The organism is Pseudoxanthomonas kaohsiungensis (genome assembly GCF_010211765.1).
Lineage (GTDB): Bacteria > Pseudomonadota > Gammaproteobacteria > Xanthomonadales > Xanthomonadaceae > Pseudoxanthomonas > Pseudoxanthomonas kaohsiungensis.
Genome location: NZ_PDWO01000004.1, coordinates 170,539 through 195,984, shown reverse-complemented (window position 1 = coordinate 195,984; position 25,446 = coordinate 170,539). Strand labels below are relative to the sequence as shown.

General features: G+C 70.1%; 24 protein-coding genes. 4 read left to right on the top strand and 20 right to left on the bottom strand.

What is annotated here, in order from left to right:
* Positions 1-70 precede the first annotated feature (70 nt).
* Together CSC66_RS06580 and CSC66_RS06575 are read right to left on the bottom strand one after the other, a co-directional pair.
* A complete protein-coding gene (locus tag CSC66_RS06580) occupies positions 71-253 on the bottom strand; it encodes a 30S ribosomal protein THX (RefSeq protein WP_162376589.1) in 183 nt (60 codons plus the stop codon).
* A gap of 73 nt (positions 254-326) precedes the next feature.
* Positions 327-743 carry a MerC domain-containing protein gene (locus CSC66_RS06575; RefSeq protein ID WP_162376588.1) on the bottom strand — a complete coding sequence of 139 codons (417 nt, stop codon included), beginning with the start codon at positions 741-743 and terminating at the stop codon, positions 327-329.
* Positions 744-839: 96 nt separating this feature from the next.
* Here CSC66_RS06575 and CSC66_RS06570 point away from each other — a divergent pair, with 96 nt between their 5' ends.
* Complete coding sequence (locus tag CSC66_RS06570) at positions 840-3,014, top strand: TonB-dependent receptor (protein ID WP_162376587.1); 2,175 nt, start codon at positions 840-842, stop codon at positions 3,012-3,014.
* Positions 3,015-3,117: 103 nt separating this feature from the next.
* On the opposite strand, the gene CSC66_RS06565 is transcribed toward CSC66_RS06570, so the two are convergent.
* A complete protein-coding gene (locus CSC66_RS06565) occupies positions 3,118-3,606 on the bottom strand; it encodes a Fur family transcriptional regulator (protein ID WP_162376586.1) in 489 nt (162 codons plus the stop codon).
* 25 nt (positions 3,607-3,631) lie between these two features.
* Positions 3,632-5,035, bottom strand: coding sequence for a glutamate--tRNA ligase (gltX, locus tag CSC66_RS06560; protein WP_162376585.1), 1,404 nt, complete (start codon positions 5,033-5,035; stop codon positions 3,632-3,634).
* Positions 5,036-5,310: 275 nt separating this feature from the next.
* Here gltX and lpxH point away from each other — a divergent pair, with 275 nt between their 5' ends.
* Complete coding sequence (gene lpxH / locus CSC66_RS06555; RefSeq protein ID WP_162376584.1) at positions 5,311-6,048, top strand: UDP-2,3-diacylglucosamine diphosphatase; 738 nt, start codon at positions 5,311-5,313, stop codon at positions 6,046-6,048.
* Between the two features lie 25 nt (positions 6,049-6,073).
* On the opposite strand, the gene CSC66_RS06550 is transcribed toward lpxH, so the two are convergent.
* The 7 genes from CSC66_RS06550 to CSC66_RS06520 all read right to left on the bottom strand — a co-directional run bounded on the left by CSC66_RS06550 (position 6,074) and on the right by CSC66_RS06520 (position 14,555).
* Positions 6,074-6,892, bottom strand: coding sequence for a ferritin-like domain-containing protein (locus tag CSC66_RS06550; protein WP_162376583.1), 819 nt, complete (start codon positions 6,890-6,892; stop codon positions 6,074-6,076).
* Positions 6,893-7,014: 122 nt separating this feature from the next.
* Entirely contained in the window at positions 7,015-8,487 is a 1,473-nt protein-coding gene (gene purF, locus CSC66_RS06545; protein ID WP_162376582.1) for an amidophosphoribosyltransferase, read from the bottom strand.
* A gap of 24 nt (positions 8,488-8,511) precedes the next feature.
* Positions 8,512-9,147 (bottom strand): CvpA family protein, encoded by a 636-nt coding sequence (locus CSC66_RS06540; protein WP_162376581.1) that lies wholly within the window; start codon positions 9,145-9,147, stop codon positions 8,512-8,514.
* A gap of 34 nt (positions 9,148-9,181) precedes the next feature.
* Positions 9,182-10,207 carry an SPOR domain-containing protein gene (locus CSC66_RS06535; RefSeq protein ID WP_162376580.1) on the bottom strand — a complete coding sequence of 342 codons (1,026 nt, stop codon included), beginning with the start codon at positions 10,205-10,207 and terminating at the stop codon, positions 9,182-9,184.
* 62 nt (positions 10,208-10,269) lie between these two features.
* Entirely contained in the window at positions 10,270-11,553 is a 1,284-nt protein-coding gene (gene folC / locus CSC66_RS06530; protein WP_162376579.1) for a bifunctional tetrahydrofolate synthase/dihydrofolate synthase, read from the bottom strand.
* Positions 11,554-11,577: 24 nt separating this feature from the next.
* A complete protein-coding gene (locus CSC66_RS06525) occupies positions 11,578-12,222 on the bottom strand; it encodes a histidine phosphatase family protein (RefSeq protein WP_162376578.1) in 645 nt (214 codons plus the stop codon).
* Between the two features lie 167 nt (positions 12,223-12,389).
* Positions 12,390-14,555, bottom strand: coding sequence for a S46 family peptidase (locus tag CSC66_RS06520; RefSeq protein ID WP_162376577.1), 2,166 nt, complete (start codon positions 14,553-14,555; stop codon positions 12,390-12,392).
* A 218-nt stretch (positions 14,556-14,773) separates the two neighbouring features.
* Between CSC66_RS06520 and tdh the strand changes: the two genes are divergently transcribed.
* Complete coding sequence (gene tdh / locus CSC66_RS06515; protein WP_162376576.1) at positions 14,774-15,808, top strand: L-threonine 3-dehydrogenase; 1,035 nt, start codon at positions 14,774-14,776, stop codon at positions 15,806-15,808.
* 81 nt (positions 15,809-15,889) lie between these two features.
* Here tdh and CSC66_RS06510 read toward each other — a convergent pair whose 3' ends face one another.
* From CSC66_RS06510 to CSC66_RS06485, 6 genes are all read right to left on the bottom strand, one after another.
* Positions 15,890-16,591: a TorF family putative porin gene (locus CSC66_RS06510; protein WP_162376575.1), complete on the bottom strand. Its 702-nt coding sequence runs from the start codon at positions 16,589-16,591 to the stop codon at positions 15,890-15,892.
* 186 nt (positions 16,592-16,777) lie between these two features.
* On the bottom strand, positions 16,778-17,815 hold the full coding sequence (locus CSC66_RS06505) for a sulfate/molybdate ABC transporter ATP-binding protein (protein ID WP_162376574.1): 1,038 nt from the start codon (positions 17,813-17,815) through the stop codon (positions 16,778-16,780).
* A gap of 9 nt (positions 17,816-17,824) precedes the next feature.
* Complete coding sequence (gene cysW / locus CSC66_RS06500) at positions 17,825-18,760, bottom strand: sulfate ABC transporter permease subunit CysW (protein WP_162376640.1); 936 nt, start codon at positions 18,758-18,760, stop codon at positions 17,825-17,827.
* 31 nt (positions 18,761-18,791) lie between these two features.
* Positions 18,792-19,604 (bottom strand): sulfate ABC transporter permease subunit CysT, encoded by an 813-nt coding sequence (gene cysT / locus CSC66_RS06495; protein WP_274381859.1) that lies wholly within the window; start codon positions 19,602-19,604, stop codon positions 18,792-18,794.
* Positions 19,605-19,737: 133 nt separating this feature from the next.
* The gene (locus CSC66_RS06490) at positions 19,738-20,763 is read right to left on the bottom strand and encodes a sulfate ABC transporter substrate-binding protein (RefSeq protein WP_162376573.1); all 1,026 of its coding nucleotides are present in this window, start codon (positions 20,761-20,763) and stop codon (positions 19,738-19,740) included.
* Positions 20,764-20,795: 32 nt separating this feature from the next.
* Positions 20,796-22,253, bottom strand: a complete 1,458-nt coding sequence (locus tag CSC66_RS06485) for an OprO/OprP family phosphate-selective porin (RefSeq protein WP_162376572.1) — start codon at positions 22,251-22,253, stop codon at positions 20,796-20,798.
* Between the two features lie 181 nt (positions 22,254-22,434).
* On the opposite strand from CSC66_RS06485, the gene kbl reads away from it, so the two are divergent.
* Positions 22,435-23,631, top strand: coding sequence for a glycine C-acetyltransferase (gene kbl / locus CSC66_RS06480; RefSeq protein WP_162376571.1), 1,197 nt, complete (start codon positions 22,435-22,437; stop codon positions 23,629-23,631).
* Between the two features lie 31 nt (positions 23,632-23,662).
* On the opposite strand, the gene CSC66_RS06475 is transcribed toward kbl, so the two are convergent.
* The 3 genes from CSC66_RS06475 to CSC66_RS06465 form a co-directional block, all read right to left on the bottom strand.
* A complete protein-coding gene (locus CSC66_RS06475; protein WP_162376570.1) occupies positions 23,663-23,953 on the bottom strand; it encodes a hypothetical protein in 291 nt (96 codons plus the stop codon).
* Positions 23,954-24,101: 148 nt separating this feature from the next.
* Positions 24,102-24,908 carry a pseudouridine synthase gene (locus CSC66_RS06470; RefSeq protein ID WP_162376569.1) on the bottom strand — a complete coding sequence of 269 codons (807 nt, stop codon included), beginning with the start codon at positions 24,906-24,908 and terminating at the stop codon, positions 24,102-24,104.
* Positions 24,909-24,916: 8 nt separating this feature from the next.
* Positions 24,917-25,429 carry a hypothetical protein gene (locus tag CSC66_RS06465; RefSeq protein ID WP_162376568.1) on the bottom strand — a complete coding sequence of 171 codons (513 nt, stop codon included), beginning with the start codon at positions 25,427-25,429 and terminating at the stop codon, positions 24,917-24,919.
* Between the last annotated feature and the right edge of the window lie 17 nt (positions 25,430-25,446).

The following is a 25,446-nucleotide window of genomic DNA, read 5'->3' as shown; positions in this document are numbered from 1 at the left end:
GCAAACAAAAACGCGGCGCCAGGCGCCGCGTTTTCCTTCCAGGCCGGGCATGCGCCCGGACGTGGCCGGGTCAGCCCTTGGCGACGGCCTTCTTGGCCACGGCCTTCTTCACCACCGGCTTGGCGACGGCGGTCTTCTTCGCCACCGGCGCAGCGGCGCCCGCGGCGGCCCGGGTACCCCCATGGCGGCGCGCGTTGCCGTAGCTGGCGTTGTAGCGCTTGCCCTTGGCGGTCTTGCGGTCACCCTTGCCCATCTTTCGACTCCTTGATCTGCATGAAATAGCGCCCGCGCCCCGCGCGAGAGACCGGAAAGCCTAGCACGGGCCATCAGTGGGCGCAGCTGGCGTCATGCACGTGGCCGTGGTTGAGCCGCAGGTTGAGCAGGTGCGCCAGCCCCACCAGGGTGCCGCCGAAGGTCATCACCACGGCGTGCGGCACCACCGATTCGTGCAGGGGCGCGTACAGCAACCCCGCCCAGAGCGCGGCCAGGCCCGGTACCAGCAGCCCCAGGGCGCGCAGCGCGCGATGCCGCCGGTAGCTCCAGCCCAGGCTGAGCAGGCCCAGCAGGGTGACGAACGACACCAGCGCGGCCTCGAGGCTGCCATCGAACCAGAGCGACAGCCCCAGCGAGGGCAGCGCCGCCAGCAGCAGCGGCGTAAGCGCGCAGTGCAGCGCGCACAGCAGCGAACCGGTGGCGCCGAAGCGGTCGAACAACGAATGCCGGTGTGGGTGGTGGGGGCTCATCGGGGAGGCATGACGTTTGGGAAGGGTGTCGTCCAATGTGGATACATTATAACATTCTCGTTCGACTGTCACCCTCCCCTCCCAACCGGTCCCCTCATGCCTGCCACGACTCGTCCGCTCCGCCGCCACGCCCTGTCCGCCGCCCTGGCGCTGGCCTGCACCACCGCCGTTTTCGCCGCCGCCGCCCACGAACCCTCGGACCTGCCCACCGTCGAGGTGACCGCGTCGCCGCTGGCCGGCGATGCCGAATCGCTCGCCCGTCCGGTCGAGGTGTTGCAGGGCGATGCGCTGGACCGGGCCAAGGCCGCGACCCTGGGTGAAACCGTCTCGAAGCTCCCTGGCGTGCAGAGCACCTATTTCGGCCCCGGCGTCGGCCGGCCGATCCTGCGCGGCCTCGACGGCCCGCGCGTGCAGGTCCTGTCCAGCGGCCTGGGCACCATGGATGCCTCCACCGTCAGCGCCGACCACGCGACCAGCGTGGAGCCGTTCCTGGCCGACCAGGTCGAAGTGCTGAAAGGGCCGGCCACCCTGCTGTTCGGCAGCGGCGCGATCGGCGGCGCGGTCAACGTCGCCGACGGCCGCATCGCCCGCGACCTGCCGGAGGAGCCACTGAGCGGGCGCGCGGAAGTCCGCGGCAATACCGTCAACGACGAGCGCGCCGGCATGTTCCGGCTGGACGGCGTCAACGGGAACTGGGTCATCCATGTCGATGGCCTGGTCCGCAACACCGGCGACTACGAGATCCCGGGCGTGGCCGCCGTCGAGCATGACGACCACGACGGCCACGACGACGACGACCATGAGGGCGAGGACGGGCAGGCGCGCGGCGTGCTTCCCAACAGTTCGATCCGCACCCGGGCCGGCGCGCTCGGCGCGACCTGGCTGGGCGAGGCCGGCTATTTCGGCCTGTCGGCGAGCACCTACCGCACCAATTACGGCATCCCGACCGGCGCGCACGTGCATGCCGACGACGACCACGACCACGACGATGCCGACGACGACCACGCGCACGAGGAGGAAGAGGGCGACGTGCGCATCGACCTGACCCAGAACCGGATCGAGCTGAAGGCCGGGGTCTACGAGCCGCTGTCGTTCCTGGAAAGCGTCGAACTGCACGGCGCCTACAACGACTACGAGCATGTGGAACTCGAAGGCGGCCAGGTCGGCACCCGCTTCACCAGCGAGGGATACGACGCCCGCCTGCAGGCGGTGCAGCACGAAGTCGCCGGCTGGCGCGGCGCGTTCGGCCTGCAGCTGGGACGGGTCGATTTCGCCGCGGTCGGCGAGGAGGCGTTCGTGCCGGCGACGCTGACCGACAGCTGGGGCCTGTTCGTGGTCCAGGAGAAGAATTTCGATCCGTTCAAGCTCGAGCTCGGTGCGCGCTACGACCGCGTGGACATCGCGCCCGACGACGCGCAGCCCCGTCGAAGCTTCGATGCCGGCAACCTGTCCGCCGCGGCGATCTGGCGCCTGAACGAGGCCTTCGACCTGCGGGTAGGCGTCGACCGCTCCGAGCGCGCGCCGACCCAGGAGGAGCTGTACGCCGGTGGCCTGCACGTGGCCACCGCGTCGATCGAGATCGGCGACAACGCGATGGACACCGAGCGCGCCCTGCGCGGCGAGATCGGCCTGCACGCCCACAACGAGCGCGTCGACTTCAAGGTCTCGGTCTATCGCAGCGCGTTCGAGGACTTCATCTACCTGGCCGACACCGGAATCGAGGAGCACGGCACCCCGGTTCGCCTGTGGACCCAGGCCGACGCGACGTTCACCGGCGCCGAGGCCGAGGCGGTGCTGCACCTGGCCGACAGTGCGCACGGCGCCTGGGACCTGCGCGTGTTCGGCGACATGGTCCGCGGTGAACTGGACGGAAGCGGGTCGCGGACCGTCGCGTTCGACGTGCCGCATGGCGACCATGCCCACCACTACACCACGCAGCTGGCCAACGGCGGCTACCTGCCCCGGATCGCACCGGGCCGCTTCGGCGCGGACCTGTCGTGGGCACTGGGCGGATGGCGCGCGTCGCTGGGCGCGGTGCGCTACCTGGAACAGGACCGCGTCGCGCAGAACGAGGAGGCCAGCCCGGCCTACACCCTGGTCGATGCGCACCTGGCGTACCGCTGGGACCGTTCGGCCGGCAACAGCTGGGAGGTCTTCCTCAACGGCAGCAACCTTGGCAACGAGGAGGTACGTCCGCACACCTCGCTGCTGCGCGACTACGCGCCACTGCCGGGTCGCGCGGTGGGCTTCGGCATCCGCGCCTGGTTCTGAGCCGGCAGTACGTTCACCCCGTCGCGATCCGGTCGTCCGGTCGCGACGGGGGCGCGCCTTCAGGGCAACGACGGGCGGACCAGGCCACGCTTGCAGCGTGGCTTCAGCTCGCCGCGCAACGCGCGCACAGGCCGTGCACTTCCAGGGTCTGCGCCTGCGGCTGGAAACCCAGCGCTTTGGCCCGCGCGTCCAGCTGGGCCACGACCTCGCTGTCCTCCAGCTCCACTGCGCTGTGGCAGCGGTCGCAGATCAGGAACGGGACCGAGTGCTGGGCGCTGTTGGGGTGGTGGCAGGCGACGAAGGCATTGACCGACTCGAGCTTGTGCACGAAACCGTTGGCCATCAGGAAGTCCAGCGCGCGGTACACGGTCGGCGGCGCGTCGGCGCCGGCGCCCTTGCCCTCGCGCACCTTCTCCAGCAGCTCGTAGGCCTTGACCGGCTTGCCGGCGTCGGCGATCAGGCGCAGCACGTTGGCGCGGATCGGCGTCAGCCGCAGGCCGCGCTCGTTGCACGCGCGTTCCACCGCATGGACGAACGCATCGGCGCTGTCGACGTGGTGGTGCGGATCGGTGCAGGCATGCCGGGCGGGCATCGGTAACTCCGGTTGCGGGGCGGACTCAGGCCTTGCCCACCTTGATAAGCGCTGCGTCGATTCGTTTCAAGGCTTGCTCGCGGCCGGCCAGGTAGACCGTATGGGAAATGTCCGGGCTGACCTGGGTGCCGGTGATGGCCACGCGCAGCGGCTGCGCGACCTTGCCCATGCCCAGCTCCAGCGCCGCGGCCGCGTCGTGCAGGGCCTGGCCGACACCATCGACGTTCCATTCCGGCAGCGCGGCCAGCAGCTCGCGCGCCTTGGCCAGCGGTGCGTCGGCGCCGGCCTTGAGATGCTTGGCCACCGCGGCCTCGTCGTAGCTCTCGAGCGGCACGTACCAGACCACCGCCTTCTCGGCCATTTCCTTCAACGTCTGCACGCGTTCGCGCAATGCCACCACCACGTCCACCGGCGCCGGGCCGGCGGCCACGTCCAGGCCCAGCTTCTCCAGCTGGTAGACCAGCTGCGGGGCGATCGTCGCCGGGTCGTCGGTCTTGAGGTAATGCTGGTTGACCCAGCCAAGCTTGGCCATGTCCAGGCGCGCGGCCTTGGAGTTGACGTTGGTGACGTCGAACAGCTCGACCAGTTCCTGGCGGCTGAATATCTCCTGGTCGCCGTGCGACCAGCCCAGCCGCGCCAGGTAGTTCACCAGCGCGTGCGGCAGGTAGCCGGCGTCCTTGTATTGCATCACGTCGGCCGCGCCGGTGCGCTTGGACAGCTTGGCGCCCTGCTCGTCCAGGATCATCGGCATGTGCGCGAACTTCGGCACCGGCGCACCCAGCGCTTCGTAGATGTTGATCTGGCGCGGGGTGTTGTTGATGTGGTCGTCGCCGCGGATGACTTCGGTGATGCCCATGTCCCAGTCGTCGACCACCACCGCGAAGTTGTAGGTCGGGTAGCCGTCCGGGCGGAAGATCACAATGTCGTCCAGCTCGCTGTTGGCGATCTCGATGCGGCCCTTGATCAGGTCGTCGAACGCGACCACGCCGTCCAGCGGGTTCTTGAAGCGGATGACGCGGTTGGGATCGTCGCGATGCGGCAGGCCGGCCTCGCGCGCGGCGCCGTTGTAGCGCGGCTTCTCCTGCCTCGCCATCGCCGCCTCGCGCATGGCGTCCAGTTCCTCGCGGGTCTCGTAGGCGTAGTACGCCTTGCCCTGCGCGACCAGCTGCTCGGCCACTTCGCGGTAACGGTCGATGCGCGCGGTCTGGTACACCGGGCCCTCGTCGTAATCCAGGCCGAGCCAGTCCATCGCCTCCAGGATCGCGTCGATCGCGGCCTGGGTGCTGCGCTCGCGGTCGGTGTCCTCGATGCGCAGGATGAAGTCGCCGCCGCGGTGGCGCGCCTCCAGCCAGCAGTACAGCGCGGTGCGGGCACCGCCGATGTGCAGGTAGCCGGTGGGACTGGGGGCGAAGCGGGTGCGGCAGGTCATGGTGGGTGGTGTTCCTGGAAGTGCGGCCATTTTACCCGCACGGGCCAGGCGGCTCCGCGCCAGTCCTCCCGGGCCCGCGGCCCGGGCCGGGCCGGGCCTGCAGTGGAACGGCGGGCACGGGTAAACGAACGTCTTCCAGGGGGCGATGCGTGCCCACGGGAAGGCAGGACGGTCCCGGCAGACGCAAGGACCGCAGGGCAGGAGCCGCGGACGGGCGTGGCACGGTGCCCGGCACGGCAGGTTTTTCCGCGGTCTGGCGGCACTACAATCGGTCCATGACCACCTTGTTCGTCTCCGACCTGCACCTGGACCCGGCGCGCCCGCAGGTCACCGAACTGTTCCTGCGCTTCCTCCGGGACGAAGGACGACGGGCCGACGCGCTCTACATCCTGGGCGACCTGTTCGAGGCCTGGATCGGCGACGACGATCCCTCCGACGCCGGCGAGGCCGTCGCCGCCGGCGTGCGCGCGGTCGCCGATGCCGGCGTGCCGGTGTATTTCATCCACGGCAACCGCGACTTCCTGGTCGGGGCCGACTATGCGCGGCGGGCCGGGATGCGCCTGCTGCCCGATCCGGCGGCGGTGGCGCTGTACGGCGAACCGGTCCTGCTGATGCACGGCGACCTGCTTTGCACCGACGACACCGCCTACCAGGCCTTCCGCGCGCAGACCCGCGACCCCGCCTGGCGACAGCGCTTCCTCGCGCAGCCGCTGGCCGCGCGGCAGGCGTTCGCGGCACAGGCGCGCGAGGCGAGCATGGCCCGCCAGCGCGAGATGATCGCCGGCGACCGCGGCACGTTCGAGACCGTCACCGACGTCGCACCGGCCACGGTCGAGGCCACCCTCGTCCGTTTCGGCGTATCGACCCTGATCCACGGGCACACCCATCGCCCGGCGATCCACCCGCTGCAGGCGGCAGGCCGGGCGTGCCGGCGGATCGTGCTGGGCGACTGGTACGAGCAGGGCTCGGTGCTGCGGGTGGATGCCGACGGACTGCGCCTGGACGCGCTCTGAGCGACCGCACTACCCGCTCTACAATTCACGCCTTCGACTGCGCGGCCTCGGCGTATTCCAGCGCCGCAAGCTCGTCCTCGTCGAACCCGGCCAGCAACCTGGCTTCGACATTGAACGGACCGTGCAGGTAGCCGCCCGCATACTCCTGCAGCAGCTCGCGGAAGCGCGCACGCGGCTCGACGCCGGCGCGCTCGCAGTACCAGCGGAACCAGCGCGAACCGGCGGCCACGTGCGCCACTTCCTCGCGCAGGATCACCTGCAGGATCTCCACCGTGCGCGTATCGCCCAGCGTGCGCAGGCGCTCGATCATGCCCGGGGTCACGTCCAGCCCGCGCGCCTCCAGCACGCGCGGCACCAGCGCCATCCGCGCCAGGCCGTCGTGCGCGGTCTTCTCGGTCATTTCCCACAAGCCGTTGTGCGCATCGAAGTCGCCGTAGTCGCGACCGAATTCGCGCAACCGCTGGCGCAGCATCACGAAGTGGCGGGCTTCGTCGCCGGCCACCCGCACCCCGTCGCGATAGAAATCGCCGGGCAGCCCGCGGAAGCGGTAGACCGCGTCCCAGGCCAGGTCGATGGCGTTGAGCTCGATGTGGGCGATGGCGTGCAGGAACGCGGCGCGTCCTTCGTCGCTGCCCAGTCCGCGCCGCGGCAGCTCGCGCGGATGCACCAGTCGCGGCCGCGCCGGCCGGCCCGGCATGCGGATCGGACCGGGCGGCGGCGCATCGGCAGGCACGTGGCGTTCGCCACGCGCGAACGCCGCCGCGTGCAGGTGGGTCAACGCGACTTTCTCCGCCGGATCGGCGGCGGCCAGGCACTGGGCGGCGGCTTCGAACAGTGAAGTCATGGAATCGGCACGCTACCGGGATCCCTTCCCGGCGACTCGGGCGAGCACGGCCACCCCCGGCTGCTTGCGGATGCGGCACGCATGCCGCCCCCGGGCGAACCATGCGATGCCGCAGCGCCCCATCAGGACGCGACGCGGCGCTTCTTCTTGGCCTCGTCCGAGCGCAGCTGCTGGATGCGCTCGAAGTAGCCCGGCTCGATGCCGGTCACGTAATCGCCGTCGAAGCACGAGGAATCGAAGCGCTCCAGCTCCGGATTGCCCTCGCGCACGGCCGCCTCCAGGTCTTCCAGGTCCTGGTAGATCAGCCAGTCGCAGCCGAGCAGCTTCTCGATCTCCTCGATGCTGCGCCCGTGGGCGATCAGCTCGTCCGGCGAAGGCATGTCGATGCCGTAGATGTTGGGATGGCGCACCGGCGGCGCAGCGCTGGCCAGGTACACCTTGCGCGCGCCGGCGTCGCGCGCCATCTGCACGATCTGCTGGCTGGTGGTGCCGCGCACGATCGAGTCGTCGACCAGCAGCACCACGCGGTTGCGGAATTCCAGGTTGATCGGGTTGAGCTTGCGCCGCACCGACTTCACCCGCTCGCCCTGCCCCGGCATGATGAAGGTGCGGCCCACGTAGCGGTTCTTGATGAACCCCTCGCGGTACTTCACGCCGAGCACGTTGGAGATCTCCAGCGCCGCGTCGCGCGAGGTGTCCGGGATCGGGATGATGGTGTCGATGTCGTGGTCCGGGCGCAGGCGCAGGATCTTCTCGCCCAGCTTGACGCCCATGCGCATGCGCGCCTTGTGCACCGAGACGTTGTCGATCATCGAGTCCGGGCGGGCAAAATACACGTACTCGAAGATGCACGGCGCCTGCGGGGCGGGCTCGGCCACCACCTCGCTGAACAGCTCGCCGCGCGCGGTGATCACCAGGGCTTCCCCCGGCTGCACGTCGCGCACGCGGACGAAGCCGAGGATGTCCAGGACCGCGGACTCGGACGCAACGACGTACTCCGTGCCCTCGTTGTGCTCGCGCTTGCCCAGCACCAGCGGGCGGATGCCGTGCGGGTCGCGGAACGCCACCAGGCCCAGGCCCAGCACCACGCTGACCACCGCGTAGCCGCCCTTCACCCGCTTGTTGACCCCGGCCACGGCGCGGATCGCCGCTTCCGGCGACAGCGTGCGCTGGGTATCCAGCTCGTGGGCGAACACGTTCAGCAGCACCTCGCTGTCCGAATCGGTGTTGATGTTGCGCCGATCCTGGGCGAACACCTGCTGGCGCAGGTGGTCGGTGTTGATCAGGTTGCCGTTGTGGGCCAGGGCGATGCCGTAGGGGGAATTGACGTAGAACGGCTGCGCCTCGTCCATGCCCTCCGAACCGGCGGTCGGGTAGCGGCAGTGGGCGATGCCCACCCGCCCTTCCAGCACGCTCATCGCCTTGGCGTTGAACACGTCGCGCACCAGGCCGTTGTCCTTGTGCACGCGCAGGCGGGTGCCGTCGGCGGTCGCGATACCCGCCGCGTCCTGGCCGCGATGCTGGAGGACGGTCAACCCGTCATAGAGCTGACCGGCAACATTCTGGTTGCCGACGATTCCGACGATGCCGCACATGTTCCGGGGGTCTCCGCAACGGTCCTACTGACCGGGGGTGGACGGGGGTGGCGGCTCCGCGCCGGATGGGGTTCCGTTCTCTTCGACCGGGACGGGCAGCGCCCCGGTGATCGTTTCGACCACGGCACCTGCGTGTTCGAGGAGCGCATTATCGCCGCTCGCCCGGCCATTGCCAAAATCCAGCTCCTGAACGGCCCAGTCAGGCAGCCAGCGCGCCATCCACTGCGCGCCCGGCGTCAGCACGGCCACCGCCCGCGACTGCGGCCAGGCCGGCTCCTGCGGCAGGCTGCTGAAGGCCATCAGCAGCACCAGCATGCAGGCGACCAGCAGGCCGCGGGCCAGGCCCAGGCCCAGGCCCAGGACGCGGTCCACGCCGGTCAACCCGATCGATTGCAACAGCTTGCGCGCCACCCAGCCGACCATGCCGACCAGCAACAGCACGCCGATGAAGGCCATCGCGTAGCCCGCCAGCAGCTCGGTGGCGCCGGGCTGGCCATCGTCGGCGAACCAGAACGCCAGTTCGGCGCCGTAATGGAACGCGCACCAGCCTGCGCCGATCCAGGCCACCAGCGAAGCGATGGTGCCGACGAAGCCACGAAACAGCCCCAGCAATGCCGAGGCGAGCAGGACGCACAGCAGGACCAGGTCGATCGTGTTCATGCGTCGCAGCTTCCGCGTGCGGCGGCGTCCACGGTCACGGGTGCGGGACCACCATGCCGGCACCGAATCCCGAGGCCAGCCGCGCCTTCAGCTGGTCGGCCTCGGCACGGGTGGACACCGGCCCGACGCGGACCCGGTTGAGCGTGCCCTTGTCGGTCCGCACCGGCTGGACGATGGCGCTGAACCCGGCCGCGCGCAGCCGGTCGCGCAACGCATTGGCCTCGGCCGTGCTGGCGAACGCACCCATCTGCACCGCGAAGCCGACACCCGATGCGGCCGGCGCCGGCGCGGCGGGCTCGGCCTTGGCGGCGGCGGGCGCAGCGGCGGCCGGTGCCGCCGGCTTCGGCGCCGGCGTGGCGGGCGTGGCGACGGCGGGCCGCGGCGTCGGCGCCTCGGCCGGCAGGCTCTCGGTACGCGTGGCCGCGGGCGATGCGGCCGCGGTCGCCTGGCTGGCAGCCGGCGCGGCGGCGGCAGGCGCGGGGCTGGCGGCGGGAGCAGGCGCGCTGGCAGCGGCGTCCTTGCCCGCATCGAGCGCGATGACCTGGGCGTTCACGTCGCTACGGATCCGGACCGCCTGCAGGCGGCCGGCTTCGGCCAGCGCCCGGTCCGCATAGGGGCCCACGCGTACGCGCCAGGCCTGGCGGCCGTTGATGCTGGCCTCCTCGCGGAAACCCTCCAGGCCGGCCTGGCGCAGGCGCTGCAGCACGGCATCGGCGTCGCGGGCGCTGGCATAGGCGCCGAAGCTCACCGCCCACTGGCCGGCGGCGATGGCCGGATCGGGCGATGCGGCGGGACCGGCGGGCGACGCCGGTTCGGCCGCGGTGGTCGCAGGCGCCGTGGCGGGCAGGGCCTCCGGCCCGGCGGGCGTGGTCGCCGCGGGCCCGGCGAGCGGCAGTTCGCGGGTCTCGAATCCCTCGGCCGGCGCGTCGGTGACGCGCGTGGACACATTGGCCACGCCGCTGTCGGGCGCAGGCCCCTGCACGAGCATGGGCAGGAAGATGACTGCCAGTGCGACCAGCACGGCGCCGCCGATCAGGCGTTGTTTGAGCTGGGTATCCACTCGGACTCGGGGGAAGCGTCGGGAGTGCGGGGATTATAGGCCGCCGGCTCGGGGTCGCGCCGTCAGGCCGCTGAATGCAGTGCCGCCAGCGCGGCGGCCGCGGTATGGAACGAACCGAACACCAGCACCCGGTCGCCCGGCGCCGCGGCGGCCAGCGCACGCGCCAGGGCATCGGCCACCCGTGCATCGCGGCTGGCCGTGGCCGCGGCGGTCGACGTCAGCCGCGCCGCGAACGCCTCCACGTCCTGGCCGCGCGCCATGCCGTCCAGGCCGGCCAGGTGCCAGCCCGCCACGGAGCCGGCGAGCGCGTCCACCATCGCCGCCGCGTCCTTGTCGGCCAGTGCCGCGAACACCGCCCGCGTCGTGCGCGCACCTGGCTGTGCCAGCAGCCAGGCCGCCAGGCCGCGCGCGGCCTGTGCGTTGTGGGCGACATCGACCACCACCTCGACGCCATCGCGTTCGAAGCGTTGCAGGCGCCCGGCCAGGCGCGCGCCGGCCACGCCCTCGGCCCAGGCATGCGCCGGCAGCGCGCGTGGCAACGCGCGCAGCGCGGCGATCGCGGTGGCGGCGTTGGCCCGTTGTGCCGGTGCGTCCAGGCGCGGATGGGGAAGAACCAGTTCGGCACCGACTTCGCGCCAGCGCCAGTGCGCGGCGTCGACCGGCTCGTGGAAGAAGTCGCTTCCCAGCCGGATCGCGTTGGCGCCGATCGCGTAGGCATGGCGCAGCACGCTGGACGGCGGATCGACCTCGCCCAGCACCAGCGGCTTCCAGGCGCGGGCGATGCCGGCCTTTTCCCGACCGATCGCCTCGCGGTCGCTGCCGAGCCAGTCGGTGTGGTCGATGTCGACGGTGGTGACCACGGCCACGTCCGCATCGACGATGTTGACCGCGTCCAGGCGTCCGCCCAGGCCGACCTCCAGCACCGCCAGGTCCAGCGCGGAGCGGCCGAACAGCCACAGCGCCGCCAGCGTGCCGTACTCGAAGTAGGTCAGCGGGGTGTCGCCGCGCGACGCCTCGACCGCGGCGAAGCCCGCGACCAGCGACTGGTCGGATGCTTCTTCACCATCGATCCGCACGCGCTCGTTGTAGCGCAACAGGTGCGGCGAGGTGTAGGCGCCGACCTTCCAGCCGCCGGCGCGGGCGATGGCCTCGACGAAGGCGACCGTCGAGCCCTTGCCGTTGGTGCCGGCGACGGTGACCACCTGCGCGGCGGGACGGCCGAGCGCCATGCGCGTCGCGACTTCCCGCACGCGCTCCAGCCCCAGCTCGATGGAGCGCGGATGCCGTGATTCGATGTAGGCGAGCCAGGCGTCCAGGCCCGCTGCGGTCGTCGGCGCGTCAACCATGGCCGGGGTTCCGCGTGCCTGCGCTCACAGCGCCCGGTGCTTGGCCTCGCCGAAGAACGGGGTGTGGTGCGCGCAGTCGTTCAGGCGCACCACTTCCAGGCTCTCCAGGTCGGGGCCTTCGAGCAGGTTGAGCGTGGTCGGGGCCTGGCGGAAGGTCCACAGCTTGCCGATCGGCAGGCCCAGGATCCGGCACAGCACCACCCGGTTGACCGCGTCGTGCGCGACCACCAGCAGGGTGTCGTCGTCGGCCAGGCCCTCGGTGGCGCGGGCCAGGCCGCGCCAGGAACGGTCCAGCACCTGGCGCAGCGATTCGCCGCCGGGCATCAGCACGGTATCCGGCTCCTCGCGCCAGGCGCGCAGGCGCGCCGGATCCTTCTCGCCGATCTCGCTGGCCAGCAGGCCTTCCCACTCGCCGTGGGCGATTTCCTGCACCTCCGGCTCCAGCTGCAGCATGGATGCGCGCTGCTCGCCCAGCGCCAGCTCGGCGGTGCGCCGCGCCCGCGACAGCGGCGAGGCCACCGCACGGGTGATCGGAACCTCGCGCAGGCGCTCGCCCAGGGCGCGCGCCTGCGCCTCGCCCACCGGCGAAAGCGGAATGTCGATCTGGCCCTGGTAGCGGCCTTCGGCGTTCCACGGCGTCTCTCCGTGACGGGCAAGCAGGATTCGCATGGGGTCCCCGGTGTGGCGGTCTCCCGCGCCGGGCGGCGCGGGGGTGCGAATGATAACCCGCCGGCGGCCGGCCGGACCGCCATCGCACATGCATCCGCGCGTCCGTTCCCGATAACGGAAAAGGCGCCGGCAACGGCCGGCGCCCTCCCATGGATGCCGCGGCGCGATCAGCGCGGCGCGACGTCCATTTCCTCAAGCAGCTGCGGCGCCGGGAAGACCTCCTGCATGATCCAGCGCATGTAGCGCTGGTCGACCGAGATCATGCGCGTCATCGTCGGGTCGAACACCCAGTTCGACGCCACCGACTCCCAGTTGCCATCGAACGCCAGGCCGACCAGGCGCCCGTGCGCGTCGAGCACCGGCGAACCGGAGTTGCCGCCGGTGATGTCCAGGTCGGAAAGGAAGTTCACCGGCACCGAGCCCAGGCGCTCGTCGGCGAGCCCGCCATGGCGCCCGGCGGCCACCGCGTCGAGCAGCGCCTTGGGCGAGTCGAACGGATCGGCCCCGGTCTCCTTGGCGACCACGCCTTCCAGGGTGGTGAACGGCGTGTACTTGACGCCGTCGCGCGGCACGTAGCCCTTCACGTTGCCGAAGGTGATCCGCAGCGACAGGTTGGCGTCCGGATACACGAATTCGCCCTGGCTCTTCTTGTAGTCGGCCAGCGCCTGCAGGTAGACCGGACGCGCGGCCAGGTTCTCGCCGGCGCGGGTCTTGCGCTCCTGCTCGAGCTTGAGCAGCGTCGGCATGACCGCCACCGCGTACTGGATCGCCGGATCGGTGCTGGCCTCGAACGCGGCGCGGTCGGCGCCGAACCACTTCAGGCGCTCCCCGGTGCTGCCCAGCTTGGTGCCGGCCAGGCGATCGAGCGCGCGCTTGACCGCCGCGGCGTCGTTGCCGCCCAGCCACTGGTCCACCGCGGCCACGCGCTGGCCGGCAGGCAGCTTGAGGTACTCGTTGAGCCAGTACTCCTGCAGCTGGCGGTCCATCGCCGGCACGTAGCGGCGCTCGAGCTGCTTGAGCCCACCCTCGATCGCGGTCAGGTCGCGATCCTGGTAGCCCGATTCGCGTTCGGCATCGGGCTTCTGCCGCTCGATCGACAGCCGGTACAGCTGGGTGGCGGCGCCGAGCATGGCGGTGTTGTTGAACATGGCCAGGGTCAGGTCGCGTTCGCGCGTGGCCTTGGCCTGCTCCAGCAGCGCGATCAGCTGTGCGTGCGCGTCGAGCGCCGCGGAGCCCTTGGCCCCCTGCCCCTTCAGCCACGCCAGCACCGCCGCTTCCTCGGCGCGCTTCTGCCCGGCCGCGTCGATGCGCTTGAAGCCTTCCAGCTGGCCCTCGTAGTTCTTGCTGGTGTTGTTCCAGCTGGCCATGGTGTTGGCGTAGCGGACCTGGACCTCCGGATCCTTCTTGCCGGCCGCCTCGACCAGGGCGATCTGGTTCTTGTAGTGGCGGGCGACGGTCGGGTAGGTCCATTGCGCGGTGTTGTCGAACTCGGCCGCCAGCGCGTAGCGGTTGGTCGAACCCGGGTAGCCGGCGACCATGACGAAGTCGCCCTCGCCCAGCGGCTTGTCGGCGATCTTCAGCCAGCGCTTGGGCTTGAACGGGACGTTGTCGGGCGAGTACGCGGCCGGCTTGCCGTCCTTGCCGACGTAGGCGCGGTAGAAGGCGAAATCGCCGGTGTGGCGCGGCCACATCCAGTTGTCGATGTCGCCGCCGAACTTGCCCACGCTGCCCGGGGGCGCATAGGCCAGGCGGACGTCGCGGATCTCCAGGTTCTTGAACAGGCGGTAGGCGTTGCCGCCGGAGAAGCTGTACAGCCGGCAGCGGAAACCGGCGTCGGCTTCGCAGCCGGCGATGAGCTTCTTCTCGAAGGCTTCCAGTGCCTTCGTCCGGCCCAGCGCGTCGTCGCCCGCCGCCGCGATCGCCGCCTGCGCCTCGCGGGTGACGTCGGTGATCTCGTCGAGCACGAACACGCGCGCATTCGGCCCGGCGCTGACTTCGTCGGCGGGGGTCGGGGCGTTGAAGCCGTTGCGGATCAGGTTGTTCTCGGGGGTCGAATTCAGCTGGATCGCGCCATAGGCGCAGTGGTGGTTGGTCACCACCAGGCCCTCGGGGGAAACGAAGCTGGCGGTGCAGCCGCCCAGCGCCACCACCGCGCCCATGGGATCGCCGGTCAGGTCGGCCAGCTGCTGCGGCGACAGCTTCAGCCCGGCCTCCTTCAGCGGCCTGGCGATCTCCGGCAGCTGCTGCGGGACCCACATGCCCTCGCCCGCCTGGACGGCAGGGGCGGCGGCCAGCGCGGCCAGGACGGAAGCGGTAAGCAGGCGTAGGCGCATCGGGACGGTTCCAGTTGAAAGGATTCCCGATTCTAGCGGTGGCGCCCGCGGCGCCGGCCCATGACCTTCGGCAGGGGGCGGGATGGGGTCAGCGTGTCTTTCCCCCCGTCTGAGTGGAGGTGCTGACCCCATGTAGCGGGAAAAGGCACGCTGACCCCCGTCCGGTGGTTTCCCCCGCAACCTATAATGTCGCTCTTTCCCTGCCGAGGTTCCCGACGATGGCCCGTACCATGAAGGCGCTGGTCAAGCGCCAAGCCGCCAAGGGCATCTGGCTCGAAGAGGTACCGGTGCCGGCACCCGGCCCGAACGAGGTCCTGATCAAGGTCGAGAAGACCGCCATCTGCGGCACCGACCTGCACATCTACCTGTGGGACGAGTGGAGCCAGCGCACGATCAAGCCGGGCCTGGTGATCGGCCACGAGTTCGTCGGCCGCGTCGCCGAGCTGGGCCCGGGCGTGTCCGGCTACAAGGTCGGCCAGCGCGTGTCGGCCGAGGGCCACATCGTCTGCGGCCACTGCCGCAACTGCCGCGGCGGCCGCCCGCACCTGTGCCCGAAGACCGTGGGTATTGGTGTGAACCGCGATGGCGCGTTCGCCGAATACATCGTGATGCCGGCCTCCAACCTGTGGCCGATCCCCGACCCGATCCCGTCGGAGCTGGCCGCGTTCTTCGATCCCTACGGCAACGCCGCGCACTGCGCGCTGGAGTTCGACGTGGTCGGCGAGGACGTGCTGATCACCGGCGCCGGCCCGATCGGGATCATCGCCGCGGGCATCTGCAAGCACATCGGCGCGCGCAACGTGGTCGTCACCGACGTCAACGACTTCCGCCTGAAGCTGGCCGCCGACATGGGCGCCACCCGCGTGGTCAATGTCGCCAACCAGTCGCTCAAGGACGTGATGAACGACCTGCACATGGAAGGCTTCGACGTCGGCCTGGAGATGAGCGGCAACCCGCGCGCGTTCAACGACATGCTCGACTGCATGTACCACGGCGGCAAGATCGCCATGCTCGGGATCATGCCCAAGGGCGCCGGCTGCGACTGGGACAAGATCATCTTCAAGGGCCTGACGGTGCAGGGCATCTACGGCCGCAAGATGTACGAGACCTGGTACAAGATGACCCAGCTGGTGCTGTCCGGCTTCCCGCTGGGCAAGGTACTCACGCACCAGCTGTCGATCGACGAATTCCAGCAGGGCTTCGACCTGATGGAACAGGGCAAGGCCGGCAAGGTCGTGCTGAGCTGGAACTGACCTGCCCCCTGCGCTGCAGGCAAAGAAAAAGGCGCCCTCCGGCGCCTTTTTCTTCATCCGGACTACTGCTCCGGCAATCGCTCAGTTGCCTACCGTAAGGGTCAGCACGACGCGGTCGTCGGCAAGGTCGCCGAACAGGTCGGTCCCGCTGCCATCGGTGCCCACGTACGACAGGCCAGCGGTGAACAGGCCCCAGCTGCGGCTGACGCCGATGTTCCAGTCGAGGTAGTCGTCGCCCAGCGCGTCATCGGTCATGTTGTAGCCGACGCCCGCGCTGAGGCCGAACTCGTGCGGCAACTCCCAGCTGCCACCGGCGTTGAAGTACCACGCGTCCTCGTCGGTGCCGCCGAAGTCGTCGCTGTAGGCGACCAGCAGGCTATAGGTGTCGATGAAGGTGAACTTGGTGATCAGCTCGTTGAAGTTCAGGCCGCCGGCATCGGGGTACATGTAGCGGTTGATCATCACGTCGAAATTGACCGAATCGCTGAAGTCGGTGTTGTAGCCGACGAAGCCGTCGACCTCGACGCTCGGGTCGCCCGGGCCGAAGTCCACGCCCGAACCCCAGACACCGGCATAGAACCCGGAGTCGTGCGAATAGGTCAGGCCGGCCTGGGCAGTGGGATCTTCGTCGGTCTGCGAGACGCCGCGCCAGACGTAATCGGAGACCGCGGAAACGGACCAGGTGAACGGCGAGGAGGCTTCCTCGGCTTCCTGTGCGAACGAAGCGAACGGTACGGCGGACAGCACAACGGCGAGCGAAGCGGCGAGCTTGGACGGCTTCATCCTGGATCTCCTGTCGGTGGGGGCTGCTGCGGCGGGCGGGACCGTGTGCGTTTCGCGAACGTGCGCACGGCTTCACAAATAATTAACCGACCCGATACTGCGATGCAACATTACCGACATCAAGTCCCGGAACGCATGCGTCCTGCCCTGTCCGGAATGGACATCACAGGACAGCGAAACGCCAGTTCACGCGGCTGGAAACGCGCCGTACCGCGCCGGCAGCAAGCCAATCCGGCTGCCCGGCGGATGCGCGGCGGCCGCGTCCACCGGCAGCTCCAGCTCCACTTGTTCGTCCACGCCATGCAGTTGCGCGCGCAACCGTACCCGCGGGCCGCTGCGCTGGCTGCCCACCACGGTCGCTTCCCAGCCGCCCTCGCCGACGCGCAGGTCTTCCGGCCGCACGTAGAGGTCCAGCTCGCCGTCGCCGGATGAACCTGCGGCGGCCGGCAACGCAAGGCCCGCCACTTCGATCCGGTCACCGCTGCGGCGACCGCGCAGGCGGTTGACCGCGCCGACGAACGAATACACGAACGGCGTGGCCGGCAGGTCGTAGGCATCGGCCGGGGTGGCCAGCTGTTCGATGCGCCCGCCGTTGAGGATGGCGACCCGGTCGGCCAGTTCCAGTGCCTCCTCCTGGTCGTGGGTGACGAACACGGTGGTCAGGCCGGTCTGCTCGTGCAGCTGGCGCAACCAGCCACGCAGGTCGCGGCGCACCTGCGCGTCCAGCGCGCCGAACGGCTCGTCCAGCAACAGCACGCGCGGCTCGATGGCCAGTGCACGCGCCAGCGCCACGCGCTGGCGCTGGCCGCCGGACAGTTGTGCCGGATAGCGCCCACCCAGGCCCTGCAGCTGCACCAGCGACAGCAGTTCCTCGACGCGGCCGGCGATCTTCGCGGCCGGCCAGCGATCACGGCCTCGACGCACCTTCAGGCCGAAGGCGATGTTGTCGGCGACGCTGAGGTGGCGGAACAGTGCGTAATGCTGGAACACGAAGCCGACCCGGCGGTCCTGCACGCTCAGCTGGGTGGCATCCTCGCCGCCGAACAGTACCCGCCCGCCGTCGGCGTGTTCGAGCCCGGCAATGACCCGCAGCAGCGTGGTCTTGCCCGAGCCGGACGGACCGAGCAACGCCAGCAGCTCGCCCTCGCGGATATCCAGGCTGATGTCGTCCAGTGCGGCGAACGCGCCGAACTTCTTGTCGAGGTGTTCGATCCTGATGCCCATCTCCGTTCCTCAGTGGCGGTGGTTGGCGGCCAGTGATTCGCCGTGGCGCCATTCCAGCCAGGTCTTCAGCACCAGCGTGACCAGTGCGCTCAATGCCAGCAGCGAGGCGGCGGCGAACGCGGCGCTGTAGGCGTACTCGTTGTAGAGGATCTCCACGTGCAGCGGCAGCGTATTGGTGCGTCCGCGGATGTGGCCCGACACCACCGACACCGCGCCGAACTCGCCCATCGCCCGTGCCCCGCACAGCAGCACGCCGTACAGCAGCGCCCAGCGGATGTTGGGCAGGGTGACCCGCCAGAACGTCTGCCAGCCGCTGGCGCCCAGACTCAGCGCGGCCAGCTCTTCGTCGGCGCCCTGCTGCTCCATCAGCGGCATGAGTTCGCGGGCGATGAACGGGAAGGTGACGAAGATCGTCGCCAGGACGATGCCCGGCACGCCGAAGATGATCTTCGGCAGCTGCAGGTGCACTTCGCCCCACATCGGCAGGGTGAAGCGCCAGCCCTCGTCGATCAGCGGCCAGGCCCAGCCCTGCGCGCCGAAGATCAGCACGAACACCAGGCCGGCGACCACCGGGGATACCGCGAACGGCAGGTCGATCAGGGTGACCAGCCAGCGCTTGCCGGGGAACTCGTGCTTGGAGACCAGCCACGCCGCGGCCACGCCGAACACCAGGTTCAGCGGCAGCACGATCGCGGTGATCAGCAAGGTCAGCTTGATCGCAGCCAGTGCATCGGGCTCGGTGACCGCCTGGACGAAGGCGTGCGCGCCCCCGCGCAGCGCTTCGGCGAACACCAGCACCAGCGGCAGCAGCAGGAACGAGAGCAGGAACAGCAGCGCGCCGGCGATCAGCACCCACTGCACCCAGCGAGGCTCGGTGGTCGGCGAGGCCGGATGGGACCGACTGCGTTCGCGCGCGCGTTGCGCCACCGACCCGCCTGCATCCATGGCAAGGCCCGCACCCGATGTATCACCCATGTCAGCCGCCTCCCCTGCGCTCGCCGCGCGCCAGCCGCGACTGCAGGCTGTTGATCACCAGCAGAAGCGCGAACGACAGCAGCAGCATCGCCGCGGCGATCGCGGTGGCGCCGGCATAGTCGAACTCCTCCAGCTTGATCGTGATCAGCAACGGAGCGATCTCGGACACCTGCGGGATGTTGCCGGCGATGAAGATCACCGAGCCGTACTCGCCGACGCCACGCGCGAACGCCAGCGCGAAGCCGGCCAGGACCGCCGGCCACAGCGCCGGCAGCACCACCCGGCGCACGATCTGCCAGCGGCCGGCGCCGAGGGTGGCCGCGGCCTCCTCCAGCTCGCGCTCGACCTCGGCCAGCACCGGCTGCACTACGCGGACGACGAACGGCAGGCCGATGAAGACCAGGGCCACGGTGATGCCCAGTGGCGTGTAAGCGACCTGGATACCGATCGCCTCCAGCCATCGCCCCAGCCAGCCGTTGGGCCCGTAGAGCGCGGTGAGGGCGATGCCGGCCACCGCGGTCGGCAAGGCGAACGGCAGGTCGATCATCGCGTCGAACAGGCGCCGGCCCGGGAACCGGTAGCGCACGAACACCCATGCCACCAGCGTGCCCATCACCGCGTTGAACGCCGCCGCCGCCAGCGAGGTGCCGAAGCTGATCCGCAACGCGGCCAGCACGCGGGGCTCGGTCCATATCCGCCACAGCCCGTCCAGCCCCAGCTGCGCCGAATGCACGAACAGCCCCACCAGGGGAACCAGCACGATCAGGCCCAGCCAGGCCATCGTGTAGCCCAGGCTCAGGCCGAAACCAGGGATCACCCGGCGCCTGCGTCCGCCCACGGACACGCCGCCCGCAGGCGGCGTGGATGGCGACGACACACCGGCTCGCATCGCGGTCATCACCGCGCGCTCCGGCCGGTCACGCCGGTGCGGGGTCCGATCGGCCGGATCACTTCTTGGCCTGGATCTGGTCGAATTCGCCGCCGTCGGCGAAGTGCTTCTTCTGCGCGGCGGCCCACGAGCCGAATACGCCTTCGATCGTCACCAGCTCGACCTGGGGGAAACGTGCGATGTCGGCCGGATCGGCGTGCTGCGGATGGCGCGGGCGGTAGTAGTGCCTGGCCGCGATGCGCTGGCCTTCCGGCGAGTACAGGTACTGCAGGTAGGCCTGGGCGACCTCGCGGGTCCCATGCTTGTCCACGTTCCTGTCGACCAGCGCCACCGGCGGCTCGGCCAGGATCGACAGCGAGGGCACGACGATGTCGAACTTGTCCGGGCCCAGTTCCTCGATCGACAGGAACGCCTCGTTCTCCCAGGCCAGCAGCACGTCGCCGATGCCGCGCTGGACGAAGGTGGTGGTGGAACCGCGCGCACCGGTGTCGAGCACCGGCACGTTGCGGAAGAGCGCGGCCATGAAGTTGCGGGTCTTGGCCTCGTCGCCCTTGAAGATCTTCAGGCCGTATGCCCAGGCAGCCAGGTAGTTCCAGCGCGCGCCGCCGGAAGTCTTGGGGTTGGGCGTGATCACCGACACGCCGGACTTGAGCAGGTCGGGCCAGTCGCGGATGCCCTTCGGGTTGCCCTTGCGCACCAGGAACACGATCGTGGAGGTGTACGGCGCGCTGTTGTCCGGCAGGCGCTTCTGCCAGTTGGCCGGGAACAGCTTGGCCCGCTCGGCGATCGAGTCGATGTCATAGGCCAGCGCCAGGGTGACCACGTCGGCCTCCAGGCCGTCGATCACCGCGCGTGCCTGCTTGCCCGAGCCGCCGTGCGAGGTCTCGATGGCGACCTTCTGGCCCTTGGTCGCCTGCCAGTGCCTGGCGAAGGCGTCGTTGAAATCGCGGTACAGCTCGCGGGTGGGGTCGTAGGAGACGTTGAGCAGTTGCGCATCCTTGGCCACCGCGCCCATCGACAGCACCAGCCCGAAGGCGGCCGCGGCCAGGCGCAACGTGGTCCTGCGGCGGTTGTGAGTCTTCATGTGCATCGCTCCGGTTGTCGTAGGGGTGCAGGTCAGAACGCGACCTGCAGCCGGGTGAACACCGCCCTCTCGTCATCGCGATCGGCGCCGGCGGCGCCGCCGCCATCGAAGCGGGTCTGCAGGTAGTTCGCGACCAGCTTCAGGTTGCTGTTGAGATACCAGTTGACGCCGACGGTCCAGGATTGCGCGCTGCGCGCGGCCACGGCCGGGTCGGCGAACAGGGGGAACGCACGCTCATCCACGTCCAGTTCGCCGTAGCGACCGACCAGTTCCCAGGCGCCCCAGCCACCCTTGCCCGGGCTGAAGGGACTGGAAGGCTTGGCCACGCCGCGGTAGCTGGCGTCCTCGCCGGTCAGCACCCAGCTGACGGTGGCCTGCCAGGCGTTGTTTTCCAGTTCGGCGCGGGTGGCGCCCACGCGCAGCTCCTGCGCCGTCTCGATGTACTCGGCCAGCAGGCCGAAGGCGTTGCGGTAGAAGTAGCCCTGCGGCGACCAGCGGGTGCGGCGGCCATCGGCAGCCACCGCGGCGTGGTAGTTGAAGAACTGCACCTGGCCCGGCGTGCGGTAGCGCGGCAGGAAGTTGTTGCCGGTGCCCTCGGTATCACCGACGCTGCCGCCGATACCGAAGCCCAGGCCCGACCAGAAGCTGGCGTCGTTCTTGAACGGTTCGAAGAACAGGCGGCCTGCGTACTCGAACTCGTTGTCCGGGTTGCTGGTGATCGCATCGCGACCATCCACGGTGCCATTGAACACGCCGATGCCGTATGAAACCGTGCCCTTGGCCACCTCGCCCTGCAGCTGCACGCCGATGTCGCGGTTGGGCGCCAGTTCGCTGGGCAGCGCGCGCTCGATCGCCGACAGCGCCGAAGAGGACTCCAGCCGCTCCAGTCCGACCGGCGAGGTGAACTTGCCGACCCGCACCGTGGCCGCCGGCGAGAACTTCAGGTCCGCATAGACATCGACGATGCTCGCGCTGTCTCCGGCGAACTCCGGGGTGAACCGGTAGCCGATCCACTTGCCCAGCGTGCCTTCGATGGTCGGCCGCGCGGTGCGCAGCAGGAAGGTGTCGTAGGTGCCGGCCGGCTCGCCGCCGCTATAGAAGCGCCCGTCGCCCTGGATCAGGCCACGGATCCTGACCTCGTAGTCGCCATTGGCCGACCTGAACGAGGCGCCCTTGTCGTTGACGGCCACCACCGCGGCCTCCTTCTCCCTGGCCACGCGCGCCTCTTCCTGCAGTTCCAGGTTGCGCTCCAGTACGCGCAGGCGCTGGTCCAGGGCTGCCACGTCCAGGGCCTGGCCGTCGGCGGTGGCCTGCGCGGCAGTGCCGCCGTAGCGCTGCTCCAGTGCTTCCAGGCGCCGCTGCAGTTCCTCCAGGGTGGGCTTGGACTGGGCCAGCGCAGGCGCCGCCAGCGAACAGGCCAGCGCCCCGGTCAGCCAGAAAACCGGCCTCCCGCCGGCACCACGCCTCTCGCCCGCTGGTCGCTGCTGCATGAGCTGTCCCCTTCGTCATGGCCGGATGGCCGATAGGGATGCTCCCTATTCAGGTTCCAGGCGGGAAATGAATAACGGGCCGGCCGATATAGCGGATGAGCATGAGCCGGCCTGCCTCGCAGCGGCCGGGTAAAATGCCGCCCCTGCTCCGCCCGACCGTTGCCAGAAAAGGATTTGCCCCATGTCCGACGCCGCCCTCGCCCGCTACGCCGCCCAGCTCGAGGGCCTGCGCGCGCAGGGCCTGTTCAAGTCCGAGCGGATCATCACCAGCCCGCAGTCGGCGGAGATCGAACTGGCCGATGGCCGCAAGGTGCTGAACTTCTGCGCCAACAACTACCTGGGCCTGGCCGACCACCCGGACGTGATCGCGGCCGCCAAGGGCGCGCTGGACAGCCACGGCTTCGGCATGGCGTCGGTGCGCTTCATCTGCGGCACCCAGGACCTGCACAAGCAGCTCGAACAGGCCATCGCCGGGTTCTTCGGCACCCAGGACACGATCCTGTACGCGGCCTGCTTCGATGCCAACGGCGGCCTGTTCGAGCCGCTGCTGGACGAGCACGACGCGATCATCTCCGACGCGCTCAACCACGCCTCGATCATTGACGGCGTGCGCCTGTGCAAGGCCAGGCGCTACCGCTACGCCAACTGCGACATGGCCGACCTGGAGAAGCAGCTGCAGCAGGCCCGGGCCGACGGCGCGCGCACGATCATGATCACCACCGACGGCGTGTTCTCGATGGACGGCTTCATCGCCCCGCTCGACGAGATCACCGCGCTGGCGAAGAAGTACGACGCCCTGGTCCATATCGACGAATGCCATGCCACCGGCTTCCTCGGCGCGACCGGCCGCGGCTCGGCCGAGGTCAAGGGCGTGATGGACCGGATCGACATCTTCACCGGCACCCTCGGCAAGGCGATGGGCGGCGCGCTGGGCGGCTTCACCACCGCGCGCGCGGAGGTGATCGAGCTGCTGCGCCAGCGCTCGCGCCCGTACCTGTTCTCCAACTCGCTGCCGCCGCACGTGGTCGCCGCGGGCATCAAGGCCTTCGACATGCTGGCTTCGGCCGGCGACCTGCGCGTCCGCCTGCAGGAGAACACCACCTACTTCCGCGAGCGCATGGCGGCGGCCGGCTTCGACATCAAGCCCGGCACCCACCCGATCTGCCCGGTGATGCTTTACGACGCGCCGCTGGCGCAGAAGTTCGCCCAGCGGCTGCTGGAAGAAGGCATCTACGCGATCGGGTTCTTCTTCCCGGTGGTGCCGCAGGGCCAGGCCCGGATCCGCACGCAGATGAGCGCGGCCCACACCCGCCGGCACCTGGACCAGGCGATCGACGCGTTCACCCGCATCGGCCGCGAACTGGGCGTCATCCGCTGAGGCTGGCCCCCGGCGGACACGGCGGGCGCCGTCAGTCGCGCTTGCGCTTGTCCTTGGACTTGGACTTGGCGCCCTTGGCGTCCGGGCCCTTGGCGATGCGCAGGCCGTTGGCCTTCATCCACGCGTCGAAATCGTCGGCGCTCATCTTCTTGCCGCGCTGGGTCATGTCGAAGCGATAGGCCTTGGCATCGGTACCCTTGACCACCACCGCCGGCGTCCCAGCCTCGGCCCTGGCCTGCTGCCGGGCACCGGAGCAGGCCGACAACAGCAACGCGCCGGCGAACAGGCACGCGAAAGGAAGCAGGCGCAGCGAAGTCGTCATGGAATCCCCGGGGCAATGGTCGCGCGCAGTGTAGTCACGGCCTTGCCGCGCAAACCGTGCGGCAGTGCGTAAATGGCGCACGCGGTGCGGGCGACGCTTCCCCACCCACGCCTCCGGCACCGTCCGGCAGTGCGTGCCCGGAGCCAGCTCATCGCTGTCCACGTGACGGCACGCCGGGCGTGGCCCGCGCCAGCGCGTCGCGCTCGTGCGCGTCCAGCGCGCGCCACTGGCCCTTGCCCAGCGTGCCCAGCGGCACCCCGCCGATGGCCACGCGGACCAGGCGCAGCACCCCGACGTCGAAGGCCTCCAGCAACCGCCGGATCTGCCGGTTGCGGCCTTCGTCCAGCACGATCTCCAGCCACGCGTTGCGCCCACCGCTACGCAAGGGGACGACGGACTTCGCGCGCAGCCACTCGCCGCCGTCGCCGGCGCCGTGGCGCAAGGCCGACAGCAGCGCCTCGTCGGGCTGCCGGTCGACCTGCACGTGGTAGGTCTTGTCCGGGCCGCTGGCCGGATCCAGGATCGCGGCGGCCCACTGCGGGTCGTTGCTGAAGAGCAGCAGGCCCTCGCTGGCCTTGTCGAGGCGGCCGACCGGCGCCAGCCAGGGCAGGCCCGCGCCATCGAGGCATCGGTACACGGTGTCGCGGCCGCGCTCGTCGCGCGCGGTGGTGACGAGGCCGCGCGGCTTGTTGAGCATCAGGTAGTGCCGCTGCGGTGGCGACGGATCCAGTCCATCGATGCTGACCCGGCGCATGCCATCGTGGATCGGATACTCGGGATCGCGGACGATGCGCCCATCCACGCGCACGCGGCCGTCGCGTATCCAGGCCGTGGCATCGGTGCGCGAACACAGCCCGGCCTTGGACAGTACCCGTGCCAGGCCATGGCGCACGGAGCCGGCCGGAACGGCGGTGCGCGTCGGCGGAGCCGGCGGACGGGATGGCCTCCCGCCCATGCCTGGGATCAGTCCTTCTTCGGCGGCGTCGCCGGGGGCGTGGCCGCGGCCGGCTGCGCCGCGCCGTTGGGCTTGGGCTTGCCCGTGGCCACGCGCGCACCACGCGCCTTCATCCAGGCATCGAACTCGTCTGCGGTCATGCGCTTGCCGCCCTGGGTCATGTCGAAGCGCCAGGGGGTGTTGTCGAACTCGGTCTTGGGCTTGTAGGCGGCCGGATCGTTCGGGTTGGCCGCGGCCGGGGTGGCCGGCAACGCCTTGGCGACATTGCGGCAGCCCTCGATGCGCAGGCGCAGCAGGACGCGGTCCAGCGACTGGGCGCTGTCGCCGCCGGGGGCGAGCACGCCACTGGGCATGCCCAGCTGCGAGGTGCGCGAGCCGAGTTCGGCGGCGACGGGCGCGACGGCCGTGGCCGGCAGGGGCAGCGGCGGTTGCACCGTGGGACCGGTGCAGTTGGCGGCGGCGATCGCGGCAGCCGGGACGGAAGCAAGGCCGAACAGGCCGGCAGCGACGAACGCGCGCATCGGAAGACTCCCTCGTA